This is a genomic window from Bacteroidota bacterium (genome assembly GCA_026391695.1).
In the GTDB taxonomy this organism is placed as follows: domain Bacteria; phylum Bacteroidota; class Bacteroidia; order Bacteroidales; family JAGONC01; genus JAPLDP01.
Genome location: JAPLDP010000089.1, coordinates 1 through 18,573 on the forward strand (window position 1 = coordinate 1; position 18,573 = coordinate 18,573).

The window sequence follows — 18,573 nt, forward strand, 5'->3', positions numbered from 1 at the left end:
AATACTGGATGAAGTAAAATATCCTATTGCATAAAGATTATTCAGCGAATCCACATCTATATCATAAGCTTTGTCTGTACCACTGCCACCAAAACTTCTTGCCCAGACATTATTGCCGAGAGAGTCATATTTTGCCAGAAACAAGTCAATATATCCATTATTATAGATTATATGACTATCAAACTTAATAAAAGGACTCTCAAAATACCCGGTAGTATATACACTTCCAAAGTTATCAATAGCCACATCATAAGGATAATCAGGACCAGATCCCTGAACACCCTTGAGCCATTTTTCATCCCCATTACTGTCATATTTTGCAAGAAATATATCATGAGATCCTGTATTGACCAAAGAAAATGGCTCCATGTACATGGTACTGCTTCCAAAATGCCCAGAGACATAAATATTATCCGATTGATCGATAGTCAGGCGCAGCCCCCGGTCATCATTGTCCCCGCCAGCGTCTCTGGCCCATAATACATTCCCTGATGAATCAAACTTAACCACTAACATATCATCGTAACCTTCCTCGTAATTCGTCAAAATGTAATTATCAAAGGTGATGGAATAACCATTGTAATAACCTGTCATCACAATGTTGTTTTCACTGTCAACATCAACCTGAAATCCGAATTCAATAGTTCCATCAGAACCGAAACTTCTCGCCCAGATTACCTCACCATCCGAATTTAATTTGAACAGATAAATGTCTGAGCCTCCATGATTTATAAAAACTGAGTCGCCTATTGTCAATGTTGGACTGTAAAACCTTCCGGCTGATATGATATTTCCTTCAAGATCTGTGCATAGCCCCCTCGGACGGTCTTCATTACTACCACCAACTGTGAAGCACCACTGGGGAATACCATCAGGATTTATTTTCAGAATATATGCATCCATGTTACCATTATTAAAAATGGTATCATTACCAAAATAGATTACTGGACTTGTATATTCGCCTGAAATATAAACATTGCCCAAATCATCACGTGCTATTAACCATCCAATATCACTGGTGGATCCACCAAAAGAAGAAACCCATTCATTGCAAGGAGTCTGGGCATTTAAATGAATGATCAAAATAAAGGGGAAATAGAGTAATATTTTCTTCATATCACATTGTTTTGAATAATTATAGCATCAAATATTAATATTTGTCGCGTGAAATATACAAAATAAATTGATATGATAGGTAATTTTCTAAACATTTTTTTCAAAAGATAAAACGCTCACTTTTGAGGTCCACTTTTAATGATATAATTGTACCTCTTGTAATTATGATCAGGCTAAATGTCTGTCTCAATAAAGCTACGAATAAGTTTTGTATATCTCTGGGCTTAGAGTTCTATAGAGACAATAAAAAAAAGAGGAGATAGTTTACTGACTAACTCCTCTGCATTTTATAGAAAAATAATTAACCCTGTGTGGATTAGCTTGTCAAAGTTTTACTTTTTATCCAGCACTTCATCCGATACGGTCAGTTTTTTACGTCCTTTAGCTCTTCTGGCCGATAATATTTTCCGGCCATTGACTGTCGACATCCTCTCCCTGAAGCCATGCTTGTTTTTTCTCTTCTTCTTTGATGGCTGAAATGTTCTCTTTGGCATTATCTTAAATTTTTAAGGACTGCAAAAGTAGAGTATTTTTTTGAATTGACAAATAGTATTCTGATTTTTGTTAAATCGCAGCTGGTTTTTATCGTTCTTCAAAGGATATTGATCATTGATCATTGATCACTGATCATTCTTTCCCCGGTATGTGCTTCAATGTTTCAACCAGATAATCCCAGAATTTTTGTACGGTGGTGATATTCACCTTTTCATCGGGTGAATGCGGAAAACGTATAGTAGGTCCAAAAGATATCATATCCCAGTGGGGATAGGCTCCAGCAAGAATCCCGCACTCCAGCCCGGCATGAAGGGCTTTTATCTGAGGTGTTTTCCCATATTTATTTTTATAGACATCCGACATGACTTTCAGGATGGGAGAATCAGGATTGGGTTTCCATCCAGGGTAAGTGCCATCGAATGACACATCAGCGCCGGCCAGTTCGAAGACGCTTTCGATCATATTACCAAGGTCTTCTTTGGCTGAATCCACCGAGCTGCGTATCATGCACAAAACGAGTATCCTGCCTTCTTCCATTTTAATGATGCTCATATTCGTGGAAGTCTCTACAAGGCCTTCCATGGCGTCACTCATCCTGATAACGCCATTGGGACAGGCATATAAGGCATTCAGTACCCTGGTCTGGGTGGCAGGATCAATGACGGACTTTGGCTTGTCAGCCTTCTGCAGGTCGATTTTTAAACCTGGTTCGGTAAAGGAAAGTTCTCCCTGGACTGTCTTCTCAAATTTTTTAATACAGACTTCAAATTTCCCGCAGTTGGCGACAGGCACTACCACGTACGCCCAGGCCTCGCGCGGAATGGCATTGCGGACAGATCCGCCTTCGATATGAGCAAGCTGAAGTCCGTGCATCCTGGCAGCATGCCGCAGAAAACGGACAAGTATCTTGTTGGAGTTGCCTTTTCCCAGATTGATATCCAATCCTGAATGGCCTCCTTTCAAGCCTTCTACCCTGATCTTATACGACTGCATTTCACCGGTGATCGTTGCCGGCTTATAGTTAAACCGGATATTGGCGTTGGTGCCGCCCGCGCAGCCTATATATAGTTCACCCTCATCTTCCGAATCCAGATTCAGCAGGATGTCACCCTTCAGCAGTCCAGGCTTTAAGGCAAAGGCGCCCGTCATCCCTATTTCTTCATCCATTGTGAAAAGGGCTTCTACAGGACCGTGCTTAATATCTTTTGACTCAAGAACTGTCATGGCTGCTGCCACGCCCATGCCGTTATCAGAACCCAGTGTCGTTCCCCTGGCCCTGACCCACTCGCCGTCAATATAAGCATCAATAGGATCTTTCCCGAAATCATGGACAATATCATTGTTTTTTTGAGGGACCATATCCAGATGTCCCTGCAGAATGACGCCTTTGCGGTTTTCCATGCCCGGTGTGGCAGGCTTGCGGAGGATCACGTTACCCACCTCATCGACGATGGTTTCCAGCCCCAGTTTTTCTCCAAATGCTTTCATAAACCTTATGGCTTCGCCTTCCTCTTTTGAAGGTCGCGGAATCTGTGTCAGACTGTAAAAATGCTTCCAGATAGCTTTTGGTTTAAGATTTAAAATTTCCTCACTCATGATTATTCCTCCAATATTATTATTGATTGAGCATCACCGGCATGACAAGCATCAGCATATCTTCTTCCGTATTCGGGTTATCGACGGGCAGAAGGATGCCTGCACGGTTAGGGGCCGACATTTCAAGCTTTATTTCATCCGTGTCAATATTGTTTATCATATCCTGGATAAACCTTGAATTGAACCCGATTTCCATATCCTGCCCATTGTAGCTGCATGTCAGCCGCTCCCTGGCCTCATTTGAAAAATCGACGTCCTCGGCCGATATCACCAGTTCTTTACCGGTGATTTTCAGCCGTATCTGGTGTGTAGACTGGTTGGCGAACAGGGCGACCCTTTTAATGGAATGGAGAAATGACAGCCTGTCGATGGTGAGCACATTCGGATTGTCACCCGGTATCACAGCTTCATAATTCGGGTACTTGCCATCAATGAGCCGGCAAACAAGATTTATATTCTCAAACAAAAATGCTGCATTCGTCTGATTATATTCAATTTTCACGAGGAAATCCTGGTTGGCAAGCAATGCTTTCAGCTGGTTCAAAGGTTTTTTAGGGATGATGAAGGATGCCACATCTTCCGATTTGGCATCGGTCCTCTTATATCGCACCAGCTTATGGGCATCGGTGGCGACAAAGGTGAGGTCCTCCGGTGAGAACTGGCAGAATACGCCCGACATCACCGGCCGAAGCTCGTCATTGCCTGCTGCAAATACAGTTTTTGATACAGCTTTTGCCAGCATAGCTGAATTGATCGTCAGAGAACTGGTATTTTCCAGAACCGGTAACTTCGGGAACTCGTCACTGTTATGGCCGGTGAGTTTATATTTCCCTTCACCCGCCGATATTTCAATGCCAAAATTTTCATCATTGATGCTGAAGGTGACCGGAATATCCGAAAAGGTCTTCAGTGTATCCAGAAGGATTTTGGCCGGAATGGCAACAATCCCCGGTTCTTCGGCCATTGTTGTCGGTATCGTGACAGTCATGGTCGTTTCCAGGTCCGAGGCTGTGATCACAAGGTCCTTTTCCTTGAGGTTGAACAGAAAATCATCAAGAATGGGTAATGTATTGCTTGCATTTAAGACCCCACTGATGGCCTGTAAATTCTTCAACAGAACCGTACTTGACACAATAAATTTCATACCCTTTTTTTTTGATTGTTTAATTTTGTTTATTACTGTAAAAATATAAAAAAAAATGTATTTTAAAAATTAAAATCCACTTTCAATCTGGAATTTCCTCCGGCTAACTTCTTAACACGACATATTCGCCGTTTTCATTAATCTTTATTATAGTCGACGGCTTCAGTTTATTCAGCTTATCACGGTTGACATTTACCACGTAATCAACCTTGTTAATGATCTCCTTTGAGACTTTACTGAACATCAGTGGCGCTGCTTCTCCGGCGACGTTGGCCGAAGTGGATACAATAGGTTTATTAAACAGGTTGATCAGTTGCTGGCAAAAAACATCCTTAATGATCCGTATGGCAATTGAACCATCGGCAGCCACGACGTTTTTTGCCAGATTTTTAGCCCTGGGATAGACCACAGTAAGGGGAGATTCAACGCTACTGATAAGATCCCATGCAATATCTGGAACCCTCTCAACATATTTCAACAGCTTCTCTGGTTGATCCAACAGAATGATATAACTTTTAACAGTTTGTCTTCTTTTGATCGCAAACACCTTTTCAACGGCTTTATAATTTGTGGCATCGCAACCGATACCCCAGATAGTATCGGTCGGATACAGGATGGTTCCTCCCTCTTCGAGGATCTTCACAGCTTTTAATAACTCTTCTCTCATCTTAAAAATACATCCAGTAATTGTTTATTTTCGATAGTATAGGCACATTTAAAATGGTCGAGAGGGCATTTTCTCAGGCCATGCAATCCACAGGGGCGGCAATTCAGCAGCTCCCTTGTTTCGATCACGTATGACCTGCCTGAAAGCGGGCCAAAGCCAAAAGCAGGCACTGTGGAACAGAAAATGGCGGCCACAGGAGCATCCACAGCCGATGCCAGGTGCTGCGGTGCTGAGTCATTCACAAAATTCATCACTGCATCCTTCATCATTGCTGCAGTCTGCAGAAATGTTAACCTGCCGGCCAGGGTTTCCGCATGTTCATGGCCGGAGTCCTTTATGATCTGGTCACACAAATCTTTATCCTTGCCTGAACCTATAAGGTAGACATAATATTCTGCCGGAATGACACGTAAAAATTCAATCCACTTTTTTGACGGATACTGCTTGGTGAACCATAATGAAGCCGGCGCAATGCAGACATAGGGCTGGCCTTTCAGTGAAACCGTTGATTTATAATCGTCTTCCGACGGGTAAAGCCTGGGGTATTGCTCGCCATCAGGCACTATCGTACGGATCAAACTGAGATTGCGGTCCACTTCATGGACAAAAGTCCCTCCGGGCGCGATGTCATGCTTAACGGCACGGTCAAAAAAAACAGAAAAGGGATTCTTGCCAAATCCTATCCTCACCTTTGCCTTTGAAAAGGCCGTCAGGAGCCCGCTTGAAGCAAACCTCTGCACATTGATCACATAGTCATACCGCCTTTCCCGGATCAATACGAGTAGTCTGAGAAGATGCAGGTACTTCCGGTGATCCTTATCCCATGTCAGCACCTGATGCAAAAAGGGATGCGATGACAATAACCCTTCATTCCCTTTCCTCACCAGAATGTCGATCTGTACATGAGGAAAGGAACTGTGCAAAGCTTCCGCCAACGGCGTCGTCAATATCACATCCCCGATGGATGCGGTTTGTATTACCAGAAACTGTTCCATCTCCTGTAAATTCACGTGAGGGAACAAAGTTATAATAAACTCCAGCAAAAAATAAAGCAGCGCCTATCAAAGTAATTAACCCATTACCAACAGCTCACACCTGGACATGGTAGTCGCGCAGTGCATCGTTGAGGGAGGTCTTCAGGTCGGTGGCGGCACTTCTCTTGCCGATGATCAGCGCGCAGGAGACATGGTATTCGCCGGCAGGAAATTTTTTGGGATACGAACCCGGTATGACTACTGACCGGGGCGGGATATAACCTTTATATTCGGCAGGCTCAGAACCCGTGACGTCGATGATACGCGTGGAGCCGGTGATGACGACATTGGCGCCGACAACGGCGCTGTGGCCGATATGTGATCCCTCGACGATGACTGAACGCGAACCGATGAAACAATAATCCTCAATAATGACGGGTGCGGCCTGGACAGGTTCCAGCACGCCGCCGATGCCAACGCCGCCACTTAGGTGCACATCCTTGCCGATCTGCGCGCACGACCCAACCGTAGCCCATGTATCCACCATCGTTCCGCTGTCGACCCATGCACCGATATTAATGAACGACGGCATCATGATGACGCCACGTGCAATATACGATCCGTAACGAGCAATGGCCTGCGGCACCACCCTGACGCCAAGCTTATCATATCCCCGTTTCAGTTTTATCTTATCATGAAATTCAAAAGGGCCCACTTCAACCACCTCCATCGCCTGAATGGGAAAATAGAGAATAACAGCTTTTTTAATCCATTCGTTCACCACCCATGATTGTTCCGCCCCTGCTGGCCCCGGGCCACAAGGTTCCGCCACCCGTATGGTTCCCCTGTCGAGCAGGTCTATCACAGCCCTTATGGCCGCCTGTGTGTCGTCCTCTTTTAAAAGGTGCCTGTCCAGCCAAGCCGATTCCACATACTGTTTAAGTTCATCTGTCATAAATATGAGCATTGATACATCAAAGTTAGATAAAAAATGCCTTCATCCTTTTCAGCCTGATAGTTTTTGCTATATTTGTCAGCGGTTCAAAATCGGAATATGGGAAGGATACTGGCTATTGACTTTGGGCGCAAACGTGCCGGCATAGCTGTAACCGATGAACAGCAGATCATCGCTACAGCCCTGACAACTGTTGCGGCAGCGGGCATTATGGAATTCCTGAAAAATTATCTGTCGAAAGAAAAAGTGGATTGCTTTGTCATCGGCGAACCCCGTCAGATGAACAATTTACCGTCGGAAGCTGTTACTTACATCAAACCGTTTATCAAACGGTTGCAGAAAGAGTTCCCCATGATCCCGGTAGTAGAGGTGGATGAGCGGTTTACTTCAAAGATGGCCATGCAAACAATGCTCCTGGCCGGTGCGAAAAAGAAAGACCGGCAGAACAAGGCTTTGCTCGACACCATCAGTGCCACTATCATCCTGCAGTCGTACCTGGAATCACGGGCCATGAATCAACAAAAGGACAAATCATGATTCTTCCGATTATCGCATATGGACATCCGATCTTAAGACAGGTATCCCCAAATATTGATAAAGATTACCCGGGTTTGAAAGAGCTCATCTCTGATATATTCGAGACCATGTATGATTCCAATGGAGTAGGGCTGGCAGCCCCGCAAGTCAACCGCTCCATACGCCTGATCGTTGTCGACGCCTCACCATATGCCACCGACCATCCTGAAGTTCAGGAGTTTAAAAAAGTTTTTATCAATGCCAAGATCATTAATGAATGGGGTGACGAATGGACCTTCAATGAAGGTTGTTTAAGTATCCCCGACATACGTGAAGATGTGACCAGGCATTCAAAAATCAGAATCCAGTACCAAGATGAAGATTTTAATTTTCACGATGATGAATACGAAGGTGTTGCAGCCCGCATTATTCAGCATGAATATGATCACCTCGAAGGTATTCTCTTTGTCGACCGTATCAGCTCTCTCAGGAAAACCCTTCTTAAACGAAAACTTTATGATATTTCAAAAGGGGATATTGATGTGAAATATAAAATGATATTCCCCGTTCAGAAAAAGAAAATGGTTTATAAATAATACATCTGGTATAAACATAAGACTTAAATTTATACGTCATGAAGAGACTTACGTATTTGTCCGTCCTGATAATGGTTACCGTTTTATTCTCCTGCAGCAATATGGAAAAAAGAAAGATGGAGAAGAATATCAAGGTGATGGAAGACAGCCTTTTTTCGGAAAGCAAAGGAATGATAGAGATGGATGAGACACAAAAGCTGGTAGATGCTTATCTCAGGTTTGCCGATAAATACCCTTCCGATACAAATGCTCCCGGCTACTTATTCAAGGCCGGCGATATTTCGATGAACCTGCTCGATCCCAATAAGGCCATACAGATCTTCGACCGGATAATGACCGAATACCCGCAGTTTGAAAAGCTGCCGCATTGTCTGTTTCTCAAGGGTTTTATTTATGAAAATGAGCTGAAAAATCTCGACAAGGCACGGCAGATATATCAGGAATTCCTGGTGAAATACCCCAACCATGACTTTGCCGATGACGTACAGATATCTCTTGATAACCTTGGGAAAAGCCCTGAAGATCTGATTAAACAATTCCAGGAAAAAGCTAAATCCGACTCTATCCAATGATCAATGATTGAATTCCTGCTCCACTATTTCCGCACCAAGGGACGGGGAATTTGACCAGTATCCCGATTTCACTTCGTTCATCGGGATCAATTCGACTAGCAATTTTTTCTTCACTACGTTCGAAAAAATTGAGTCTCATTGATTAAAATTGCAGGTATTCGCACAGCCTGATCACTTCGATGGCTTCCTTGATGTCATGCACTCTCAGAATATGGGCGCCTTTGAGTACAGCGACGGTGTTCAGCACCGTTGTGCCGTTCAAAGCGTCTTCCGGGCTTATTCCCAGAACCTTGTTTATCAATGACTTCCGCGACAGTCCGATCATCAGTGGCCACCCGGGTGCCAGAAACCTGTCGAGGTTGCGGAGGATCTCATAGTTATCCTCCACATCTTTGCCAAAGCCAATTCCGGGGTCTATGATAATATCACCGGCACCCATCTTCTTTAACTGACTCACCCGTTCAGTAAAATGATCCATGATCTCGGCCACCACATCCTTATAGACAGGTCTATCCTGCATGGTGAGAGGGGTACCTTTTATATGCATCAGGACATAGGGCACTTTCATTCCGGCAATGATAGCGAACATTTTCGCATCCATTGTACCGCCGGATATGTCGTTGATAATATCAGCCCCATGTTCACATGCAGACTTTGCAACTGCGGCCCTGTATGTGTCGACAGAGAGAAGGATTTCTGGAAAATGCTTACTTATGGTCTGTAAAGCCGGCAAAAGGCGTCGTAGCTCTTCATCCTCCGTTATGGCTGCTGCTCCCGGCCGTGATGAGGCAGCCCCAATATCAATGATGGCCGCCCCCTCGCCGATCATCCTTTCCGCCTGCCCGAGATAGTCTTTCTCCGTGACATAACGCCCACCATCATAGAACGAATCCGGCGTAATATTTAGTATCCCCATCACCACAGGCCGTTCGAACTTTATAACTTTACTTCTGCAATTCAACGTAAAGTTTGACGAAAAAGAATTATTTTTACGCAATACTTGTTTTGTATTCATTACCTGAGAATGAATATTTTAATCTGCTAAGTTACGACAATGGACAATAGCACATACCAGCAATTTGATCAGGTTATCGAAAAGTGCCGTGAAATTTTTCTGACCAAAATGAAAGATTACGGGATATCATGGCGGATATTGCGTACGCCGTCACTTACCGATCAGATATATATTAAGGCCAATCGTATCAGAAGCATTGACGAAAAGGGCATTCAGAAAGTGAATGAAGGGATCCTTCCGGAATTCATTGGTATTGTCAACTATTCCGTGATGGCCCTCATCCAGCTTGAACTCGGCAGTTCCGACAATCCCGGTATGGATGTGGAAGAAGTCATTGGCCTGTATGAAAAATATATCGAAAAGGCGAAGGGATTAATGCTGGATAAAAATCATGATTATGGAGAGGCATGGCGGAATATGCGCATCAGTTCCTTCACCGATATCATCATGATGAAACTGTTGCGTATTAAGCAGATAGAAGATCATGAGGGTAAAACATACATCTCCGAAGGCATTGATGCCAACTATCTGGATATCATCAATTATGGGGTTTTTGCATTGATAAAACTGAAAGAATCAAAATGACAGCACTTCGTACTATATGCCGATTCCTCATTGGGCTCGTCTTCATTTTCAGTGGTTTTGTGAAGGGGCTTGATCCAACGGGCACGATGTTCAAAATAGAGGATTACTTTATCGCCTTCGGAATGGAATGGGCCATTCCGATGGCTTTGGCATTATCCATCCTGTTATGCACCGTGGAATTCTCCATCGGCATGCTTCTTATCCTGAATGTCAGAATTAAGCTGGTCACATGGGTATTATTCCTGATGATGGCCGGATTCACTGTCATGACATTCTTCGACGCCATCTATAATCCTGTGCCGGATTGCGGCTGCTTTGGCGATGCAATCAAACTGACCAACTGGCAGACGTTTTATAAAAATGTGGTGTTGATGGTTTTTGTCCTTATCATCGTATTTACAGGAAAAAAAGCGCATTCGGTTTTCTCCGGAAGAATCCAGAATATGATGGCAAGCGGCGTTATCGTCCTGTTTGCCTGCTTCTGCATATATTCATACAACCGCCTGCCTGTCATCGACTTCCTCAACTGGAAGGTGGGTCGTGATATGGCTCCCCCTAATGCCCGCCCTGCGCAAACATATCTGGTCTATAAAAATAAGGCCTCCGGCATTACTAAGGAATACCTCACCGGTGATCTGCCCTGGCAGGATACGGTGTGGATGTCGCAGTGGGAATTTGTCGAGTCCAGAACGCAAAGTCCGGGCTCATCCGTTCATGACCTTCAACTCATCGACTCCAGTGGCGCAGATGTCACGAGAAATTTCATCGAAAATCCCGGCTTTCAGTTTCTCCTTGTCTCTTACAATCTGATCAAAGCAAACAGAAAGGCCCTGCTGAAAATGAATGCATTTTATAGACAAGCAGAACAGGACGGCCATTCTTTCATTCTAATCACCAATGCATCGGATGAGGACATCCGCAAATACCGGGAGCAATACCATCCGGAATTTGAGATATACAACGCTGATGATGTCGCCCTTAAGATGATGATCCGTTCCAATCCCGGCCTGTTACTATTAAAAGATGGCGTCGTCATTCAAAAGTGGCATTATCATTATTTTCTTGAATACGGAAAAATCAGAATAAAATATATGGAAGGCCGATGATCCGGTTCATTCTCAAACGGCTCTGGTATGGTTTACTCGTGTTGATTGGCGTTGTCACCATCATTTTCCTGCTTTTCAATGCCCTTCCCGGCGACCCAGCCCGGATGATGCTAGGCCAGAGAGCCGATATAGCATCTGTAGAAGCCATCAACAGAGACCTTGGTCTGGATAAACCATTAGCCACGCAGTTTCTGAATTTCATTAATGATCTGTCACCTGTTTCCTATCATGTGGTGAATGACCCGCATAACTACTGGTACCTGGATACACTGAAGTACACCTCATTCATTAAGATCGCCTCTGTCAAACATAAAGGAGCGGTCATCATGAAAAAGCCCTATTTACGACGGTCATACCAGACAAAAAGAGATGTCACTGAAATTCTGCTGGATGCATTTCCAAAGACATTGCTGCTGGCGACGGTATCCATTGTTTTCGCCATGGTCATCGGAATTTTCATCGGTACCCTCTGCGCCATTTATAAAAACTCGTTTTTCGATAAGGTATCACTTGTGTTTTCAGTGCTTGGCATGTCGCTGCCTTCCTTTTTCGTCGCCATACTCAATGCCTGGATATTTGCTTTTATACTGGCCAGATACACCGGATTAAACATGGTTGGCAGCCTTTACAGTGTTGATGACTTCGGACGCGGTGAATACCTTAACCTGAAAAATCTCATCCTGCCTGCGTTGACATTGGGCATCAGACCTCTGGCCATCATCGTCGAACTGACGCGAAGCTCTCTTTTGGAGGTCCTGTCGCAGGATTACATCCGAACAGCCAGGGCTAAAGGTCTGCGTTATGCACGGGTCATCACCCGCCATGCCTTGCGCAATGCAATGAATCCCGTTGTCACTGCCATATCCGGATGGTTTGCATCACTGATGGCCGGCGCTGTGTTTGTCGAATATGTCTTCGACTGGAAAGGCCTTGGCGTTGTCATCGTCGACGCTCTTGAAAAATATGATTTCCCTGTTATTATGGGTGCTGTACTTTTTATTTCGGCCGTACTGGTGATTATTAATATTTTTGTGGACATCATTTATGGGTACCTCGATCCGAGAGTTAGAGTGATATAATTGATACAGCCTCCCATACAAAAAATAACTGACGTATGAGAAAAAAAATTGTTGCCGGTAACTGGAAGATGAACAAAGATTTCAAGGATGCCGAAGCATTGTTATATGATATTTCAGATCTTCTGGCCGAGAAAAACCAACAGGGCATGGAGGTGATTGTTTGCCCACCGGCCGTGTTCCTGGAATTGGCTGTTGACATTGCCTATGAAGAACAATTTCATGTCGGCGCCCAGAATGTGAACCAGAATGAATATGGCGCCTTCACCGGAGAAATATCAGCGCCCATGCTGAAATCACTGGAAGTTGACTATTGCCTCGTCGGTCATTCCGAACGAAGAAAATATTTCAGCGAAACAGATGCCCTGCTCGCAGAGAAAATCCTTTTACTTCTGAAATGGGAAATTACGCCGGTTTTTTGCTGCGGCGAAGTGTTAGCCCAACGCAAAAAAAGAGAACATTTTAACATCGTCAAAAAACAGCTGAGTGAAGCTGTCTTCCACCTCGATAAGGAGAACTTCAGTAGACTGGTCATAGCCTATGAACCTGTATGGGCCATAGGAACAGGAGAGAATGCCACTCCGGAACAGGCTCAGGAGATGCATGCATTTATCCGGGAGCTTATTGCAAAACAATATGACAGGGATATTGCAGAAGAAATCAGCATTCTTTATGGTGGAAGCTGCAATTCTAAAAATGCAGTGGGGATCTTCTCAAAGCCTGATGTTGACGGCGGACTGATAGGCGGCGCATCACTTGAAGCTGAAGAATTTGTTAAGGTTGTTTGCTCTTACCCGACATAACCTGATATGGACTATATCGAACTCCGTCTTCTTTTTTCACCTCAGGACAATCTATCAGGGATCCTGACAGCTCAACTCATGGAGGCGGGCTTTGAAGGCTTTGAAGAAACTGCTGAAGGATTGCTGTCATACATCCCCTCTGATAAATTTGACGTCACCGCCATCAAACAACTTGCGATATTTAAAAACAAAGGCTCTGACATACATATTGATTGGAGAACAGTCGAAGAAGAAAACTGGAATGAACTCTGGGAAGCCAGCTATGATCCAGTTATTTTTCCCGGAAAATGTGCCATCAGGGCTCCTTTTCACCAAAAAACCAACGGTGTCAGGTTCGATATTATCATTGAACCTAAAATGTCGTTCGGAACAGCCCATCATGCGACGACAGCTATGATGATCACTCTTTTATTTGAATTTCCACCCAAGGATCTCACTGTGGTAGATATGGGCTGCGGCACCGGCATACTCGCCATCCTGGCATCCAGGTTTGGCGCCCGTGAAGTCACCGCCATTGATAATGATATATGGGCTTATGAAAATACCTTATCCAACATAGAAAAAAATAATGCCCCTCCGATAACCGTTTATCACGGTGATGCCACATGCCTCACAAACCGGCATTTCGATATGGTCCTGGCAAATATCAACCGGAATATATTAGTGAATGATATTCCTGCATACGCTGAAAGCCTCAATTCAAAAGGGCTGATGCTGATCAGCGGATTTTATGAAAAGGACCTCCGTGCCATCAGGGATTTGTCGGAACAACATTCATTGAATTTTGTAAAATCCATTGCCGATGGAGAATGGCTAGCTGCCGTCTTTATTAAAAACTTTTGAAAACCTGATTCATAAATTATTTATGGCAAGATTACCGAAAATACTCCTCATCCTTCTTTTATTGAATGCCGGCAATGGTCTGGTATTTTCACAGGGAATAAAGCATTTCACTGCCGATCCTGTCATTTTCCCTCAGGAAATGAAGACATTTTTTGAACAAGTAATCGGCGATAAAAGCCAGGATGTAAAAAAGGTGCTGTCGGAGTTTGAAGATGCCTGGTCATCAGGCACATATAATTCAAACCAGAAGACTCTCATCTATTACCTGTCAAATCTTATGCTTAAATCCCAGTTGAAACCCTACCCTTACTTTTATGAATATCTGCGGACTATAGTGAATTTTGCGGCCTTTCAATTTCCGGCATCCGCTTTCGATGCATTGCATTCCAGCCTGGAACCTTTGATTACCGAACCTGATACACGCAGACTTTCTGATTATCTTGAAAACATCAACATGGTGATTGAAGAGCACTGCCTTTATAACGCTGCAGGAACAACATGGAAGTTCCGCAACGCGGAATATGCCTTCAATTATGATACAGTTCCTGAACTCGCCTTTGCGAAGCTGGATCTGGCATGCTATGCCAGCCGCGACAGTATCGCTATTTTTAACACCCGGGGAATATACTATCCTACACTCGGAATATGGAAGGGCAAAGGTGGCAGGGTCACATGGGAACGGGCTGGCTTTGACCCTGACACGGTATATGCAGAACTGGATTTCTATGAGATAAGGCTTGAACATGCCAGTTATGCCGCTGAATCGGTAAAATATATCAACAAAGATTATTTCAGGCAACCTCTGTTCGGCCAGCTTGAAGATAAAGTGATGGCTAACACCACAGCAGAAAATGCCGTTTATCCGAAATTCACTTCCTATCTCAAAAGGATCCAAATCCTGAACCTCTTCGACAAAATCGATTATGATGGCGGATTTACTATGGAAGGTCATGTCGTCATCGGCTCAGGATATGAAGGAGGGGATGCGAGCGTGATCATCAAAAAAAACAGGCAGGAATTCATGATTCTCGGCTCACAGCGGTTCATGATCCTGAAAGATCGTATTCTGTCGGATGATGCATCGCTCATCATTTACTACGAAACAGATTCTATTTTTCATCCTGATCTGCGCATGAAATACATCGATTCGGAAAAGGAACTTACGCTGATGCGCGGAGAGGAAGGTTTATCCCTGAGTCCGTTTTTTGATTCTTACCATGAAATTGATATGCATTTTGAGGCTCTGACATGGAAACTTGACAAACCGACTATGGATTTTGAAAAAATTAAAAGTATTAATCCTGAAAGTAAAGCCGTCTTTGAATCGAATGATTATTATTCCGAAAACCGGTTCGAGCGGCTGAAGGGAATCGATGAAGTGAATCCGCTGATCATCATAAAAAATCTGGTCAGGAATATTCCGTCAGGTCAGTTTTATGCTGAGGATCTTTCCAATTCCATGGGAATATCTATCGACCAGGTCAGGGCGATCATTATCACCCTGGCCGGTAAAGGATTCCTCGATTATGACCCCAAAACTGAATTGGTTACGGTAAAAGACAAGCTATATAAATACATTGATTCAAAAGGTGGCAGAAGGGATTACGACGTGATACAGTTCCCATCGGATGTCAAAGACCAAAGCAATGCTACGCTGAATATCAACACTTTTGACATCACTATCAAGGGCGTCCCTCAGGTATTTCTGAGCGATTCACAACAGGTTTTCATTTTTCCGCGGGGCAATCAGATCATCCTCAGAAATAACCGGGATTTTATCTTCTCCGGCCGTATCCATGCCGGCCTCCTCGACTTTTATGCCAGCAACTGCTTCTTCAATTACGATACGTTTAAACTGAGCATGCCTGTCATCGATTCCCTGTCATTTATGGTACATGGCAGAATACCTGATAATGAAGGTATATACCCGATTGTTCCTGTCCATTCTGTCATCCGTAACCTGAATGGTACCTTATGGATTGATTACCCTCAAAATAAATCGAGTCTGAAAGATTATCCGAAATACCCCTATTTTACCAGCAAAGACATCTCTTATGTCTACTATAACGATACCCATATCGAAAATGGCATTTATGATTCAAGCAGGTTCTACTACCAGGTTGACCCTTTCACTTTCGACAGTCTGAATACCTTTAGCACGGATAATCTTGAATTTAAGGGAAAACTGGTTTCCGGCGGAATACTTCCTGAGATCGACAGTCCGTTAAAGGTGCAGGATGATTATTCTCTTGGCTTTAAGATAAATACCCCACTGTCGGGTTATCCCCTTTACGGAGGAAAAGGTCTGTTTTACGATACGATCCAGTTGAGTAACAGAGGATTAAAAGGTAATGGACGATTACAGTACCTGAATTCTAAATCAGCTTCCCGTGACTTTACCTTCTACCCAAATTCAGCGAAGGCTGTTCTTGATACCTTCAACCTATCGGAACAGTTTGCCAGGGTTGAATATCCCTCTGTCAGGGCAGGAAAAAGTGACTTATTATGGTTTCCGCATGCTGATTCGATGCTGGTTTCAAATATCGCTCCCTCCTACCTGGGCATGTATAAAGACCAGGTGAATCTGGATGGAACACTCTGCCTGACACCCGACAGGCTAAATGGGTGGGGAAAACTGCACATCATGGATGCCGATCTTGTTTCAACAGCTTTCAGTTTCAAACAACATGTAATTGATGCGGATACAACCAAATTCTCCATCAGGACACCTGATGGCAAGCAGGTCGCTTTTACCGCACTGGTAGGCAATTCCCATATGGATCTCGATGAAAGAAAAGGGTCATTCCGGACTGGCGGACAAGTCTCAAAGGTCTATTTCCCTTTCAACCAGTTTATCTGCTATATGAATGAATTCGACTGGTTTATGGACGAATCGAAAATCTTCCTGAACAATACACTGGCCGTTGACCAGGAAACTATCAACAAAATGAGTTACAGTGAGCTGATCAATACTGACTTGAAAGGATCCGACTTCATCTCACTTCATCCTGGTCAGGATTCTCTGCGATTCTTCTCTACGAAAGCTACGATGGATTTGACAAACAATATGCTCACTGCCGAAGGCGTCAGGATTCTGAAGATTGCCGATGCGGCAATTTTTCCCGGCGACAGCAGGATCATTATTGGCCCGGGGGCAGCTATCAGCCCATTAAGCATGGCAACCATCATGGCTGATACCAGTACAAAATACCACTCCGTCTATAATGCTTCTGTCAATATCCTGTCGGCTAAGAATTATCTTGCCAATGGCTATTATGATTATACCGATGAAACCGGAAAAGTGCAGCAGATCAGATTCGGGAAAATCACCGTTGATACAGCCTTTCAAACAACAGCAACAGGAAACATATCCGATTCAGCCTCTTTCCGGCTCAGCCCGCAGTTTGACTTCATTGGGCAGGCAGTTTTGCATGCCCCCCGCCAGTATCTGGCTTTCAAAGGAGGATACAGGATACGGCAGGATTGTATCTTCGACACCCTCTCCTGGGTCAGATTCACTGCTGAAATCAATCCTGATAAAGTGGTCTTGCCTGTTTCTGAGGAACTGACAGACCTTAATAACAGGAAGCTGTCGGATGGCATATTATTATCACTGGGACAAACGATTTATCCGGCTTTCTTCAGAGTCAGGGAACGGTTTAGTGATGCAGAGATCACATCATCCAAAGGATACATTTTTTATGATAAAAAACTGGAGGAATTCAAGGTTGGCAGCCTCGACAGGCTGAATAAAGTGACACGTGCAGGAAACCTCATTATCCTAAATAACAGGCTTTGCACGCTGTATGGTGATGGGATCATCAACCTTGGTCTGGATTATGGCGAAGTAAAATTGACCACTTATGGCAGCACTATCAATTACCTGATTCCGGATTCCACGATCTTCAGCCTGGTGATGGGAATTGATTTCTTTTTTGCCGATGAGCTTCTCAGCTTTATTTGCGACACGCTGCAACGTGCTAATCTCAAAGCTGTCAATATAACCAGCGAAAAATATATTAAAGCACTTACCGACATCCTTGGCACACAATCTGCCGACAAGCTGATATCAGATATAAACCTTTACGGTAGTTTAAAAAAACTACCCCAGGAACTGGAACATACCCTGTTTTTCTCCGATGTAAACATGGTATGGAATCCGGTGACACGATCTTACATCTCAGCAGGTCCTATTGGAATCGGTAATATCAAAGATAGGATCATCAACAAATATGTCGATGGCTATATCGAATTGGCAAAAAAAAGAAGCGGAGATGTACTGAACATCTATCTTAAACCATCAAACAGGTCATGGTATTATCTCAACTTTACTAACCACACTATGCAGGTTATCACTTCCGATGTTGACTTCAACAATATGCTTATCAACATGAAAGAAAAATACCGGGTGCTTGATCTGGAAGATACAAAAGAGGACTACCAATTCATTATTTCCACGTCACAGAAGGTATCGGAGTTCTTACGCAAGATGCAATCACTCGGCAAATAGACCT

The 18,573-nt window shown here is 43.9% G+C and carries 17 protein-coding genes; 9 read left to right on the forward strand and 8 right to left on the reverse strand.

Annotated features, from left to right (window positions below):
* The 7 genes from NT175_14185 to NT175_14215 form a co-directional block, all read right to left on the reverse strand.
* On the reverse strand, positions 1-1,116 hold a 1,116-nt coding region (locus NT175_14185; protein ID MCX6235841.1), incomplete at its 3' end, for a hypothetical protein.
* Between the two features lie 332 nt (positions 1,117-1,448).
* Positions 1,449-1,610: a 50S ribosomal protein L34 gene (gene rpmH / locus NT175_14190; protein ID MCX6235842.1), complete on the reverse strand. Its 162-nt coding sequence runs from the start codon at positions 1,608-1,610 to the stop codon at positions 1,449-1,451.
* 133 nt (positions 1,611-1,743) lie between these two features.
* The gene (locus NT175_14195) at positions 1,744-3,207 is read right to left on the reverse strand and encodes an aminoacyl-histidine dipeptidase (protein MCX6235843.1); all 1,464 of its coding nucleotides are present in this window, start codon (positions 3,205-3,207) and stop codon (positions 1,744-1,746) included.
* A gap of 19 nt (positions 3,208-3,226) precedes the next feature.
* Positions 3,227-4,351 carry a DNA polymerase III subunit beta gene (dnaN, locus tag NT175_14200; protein MCX6235844.1) on the reverse strand — a complete coding sequence of 375 codons (1,125 nt, stop codon included), beginning with the start codon at positions 4,349-4,351 and terminating at the stop codon, positions 3,227-3,229.
* Between the two features lie 103 nt (positions 4,352-4,454).
* Positions 4,455-5,018, reverse strand: a complete 564-nt coding sequence (locus tag NT175_14205; protein ID MCX6235845.1) for an L-threonylcarbamoyladenylate synthase — start codon at positions 5,016-5,018, stop codon at positions 4,455-4,457.
* On the reverse strand, positions 5,015-6,013 hold the full coding sequence (locus NT175_14210) for a glycosyltransferase family 9 protein (protein MCX6235846.1): 999 nt from the start codon (positions 6,011-6,013) through the stop codon (positions 5,015-5,017). Before NT175_14210 ends, NT175_14205 begins: the two co-directional genes overlap by 4 nt.
* Before the next feature lie 94 nt (positions 6,014-6,107).
* Positions 6,108-6,947 (reverse strand): 2,3,4,5-tetrahydropyridine-2,6-dicarboxylate N-succinyltransferase, encoded by an 840-nt coding sequence (locus tag NT175_14215; GenBank protein ID MCX6235847.1) that lies wholly within the window; start codon positions 6,945-6,947, stop codon positions 6,108-6,110.
* A 99-nt stretch (positions 6,948-7,046) separates the two neighbouring features.
* Here NT175_14215 and ruvX point away from each other — a divergent pair, with 99 nt between their 5' ends.
* From ruvX to NT175_14230, 3 genes are read left to right on the forward strand one after another with little or no spacing between them, the layout of a single operon-like run.
* Complete coding sequence (gene ruvX / locus NT175_14220; GenBank protein MCX6235848.1) at positions 7,047-7,484, forward strand: Holliday junction resolvase RuvX; 438 nt, start codon at positions 7,047-7,049, stop codon at positions 7,482-7,484.
* Positions 7,481-8,059 (forward strand): peptide deformylase, encoded by a 579-nt coding sequence (def, locus tag NT175_14225; GenBank protein MCX6235849.1) that lies wholly within the window; start codon positions 7,481-7,483, stop codon positions 8,057-8,059. The genes ruvX and def overlap by 4 nt, the downstream gene beginning before the upstream one ends.
* Before the next feature lie 38 nt (positions 8,060-8,097).
* Positions 8,098-8,631, forward strand: coding sequence for a tetratricopeptide repeat protein (locus NT175_14230; protein MCX6235850.1), 534 nt, complete (start codon positions 8,098-8,100; stop codon positions 8,629-8,631).
* Between the two features lie 142 nt (positions 8,632-8,773).
* Here NT175_14230 and folP read toward each other — a convergent pair whose 3' ends face one another.
* Positions 8,774-9,646, reverse strand: a complete 873-nt coding sequence (gene folP / locus NT175_14235) for a dihydropteroate synthase (GenBank protein ID MCX6235851.1) — start codon at positions 9,644-9,646, stop codon at positions 8,774-8,776.
* Positions 9,647-9,685: 39 nt separating this feature from the next.
* On the opposite strand from folP, the gene NT175_14240 reads away from it, so the two are divergent.
* The 6 genes from NT175_14240 to NT175_14265 are packed head-to-tail and all read left to right on the forward strand — an operon-like array spanning position 9,686 to position 18,569.
* Positions 9,686-10,231, forward strand: coding sequence for a DUF1599 domain-containing protein (locus NT175_14240; protein ID MCX6235852.1), 546 nt, complete (start codon positions 9,686-9,688; stop codon positions 10,229-10,231).
* Entirely contained in the window at positions 10,228-11,337 is a 1,110-nt protein-coding gene (locus NT175_14245) for a DoxX family protein (protein ID MCX6235853.1), read from the forward strand. The genes NT175_14240 and NT175_14245 overlap by 4 nt, the downstream gene beginning before the upstream one ends.
* Complete coding sequence (locus NT175_14250; GenBank protein ID MCX6235854.1) at positions 11,334-12,416, forward strand: ABC transporter permease; 1,083 nt, start codon at positions 11,334-11,336, stop codon at positions 12,414-12,416. The genes NT175_14245 and NT175_14250 overlap by 4 nt, the downstream gene beginning before the upstream one ends.
* 35 nt (positions 12,417-12,451) lie before the next feature.
* A complete protein-coding gene (gene tpiA, locus NT175_14255; GenBank protein MCX6235855.1) occupies positions 12,452-13,216 on the forward strand; it encodes a triose-phosphate isomerase in 765 nt (254 codons plus the stop codon).
* Positions 13,217-13,222: 6 nt separating this feature from the next.
* Positions 13,223-14,059: a 50S ribosomal protein L11 methyltransferase gene (gene prmA / locus NT175_14260; protein ID MCX6235856.1), complete on the forward strand. Its 837-nt coding sequence runs from the start codon at positions 13,223-13,225 to the stop codon at positions 14,057-14,059.
* 22 nt (positions 14,060-14,081) lie between these two features.
* Positions 14,082-18,569 carry a hypothetical protein gene (locus tag NT175_14265; protein ID MCX6235857.1) on the forward strand — a complete coding sequence of 1,496 codons (4,488 nt, stop codon included), beginning with the start codon at positions 14,082-14,084 and terminating at the stop codon, positions 18,567-18,569.
* Positions 18,570-18,573 lie beyond the last annotated feature (4 nt).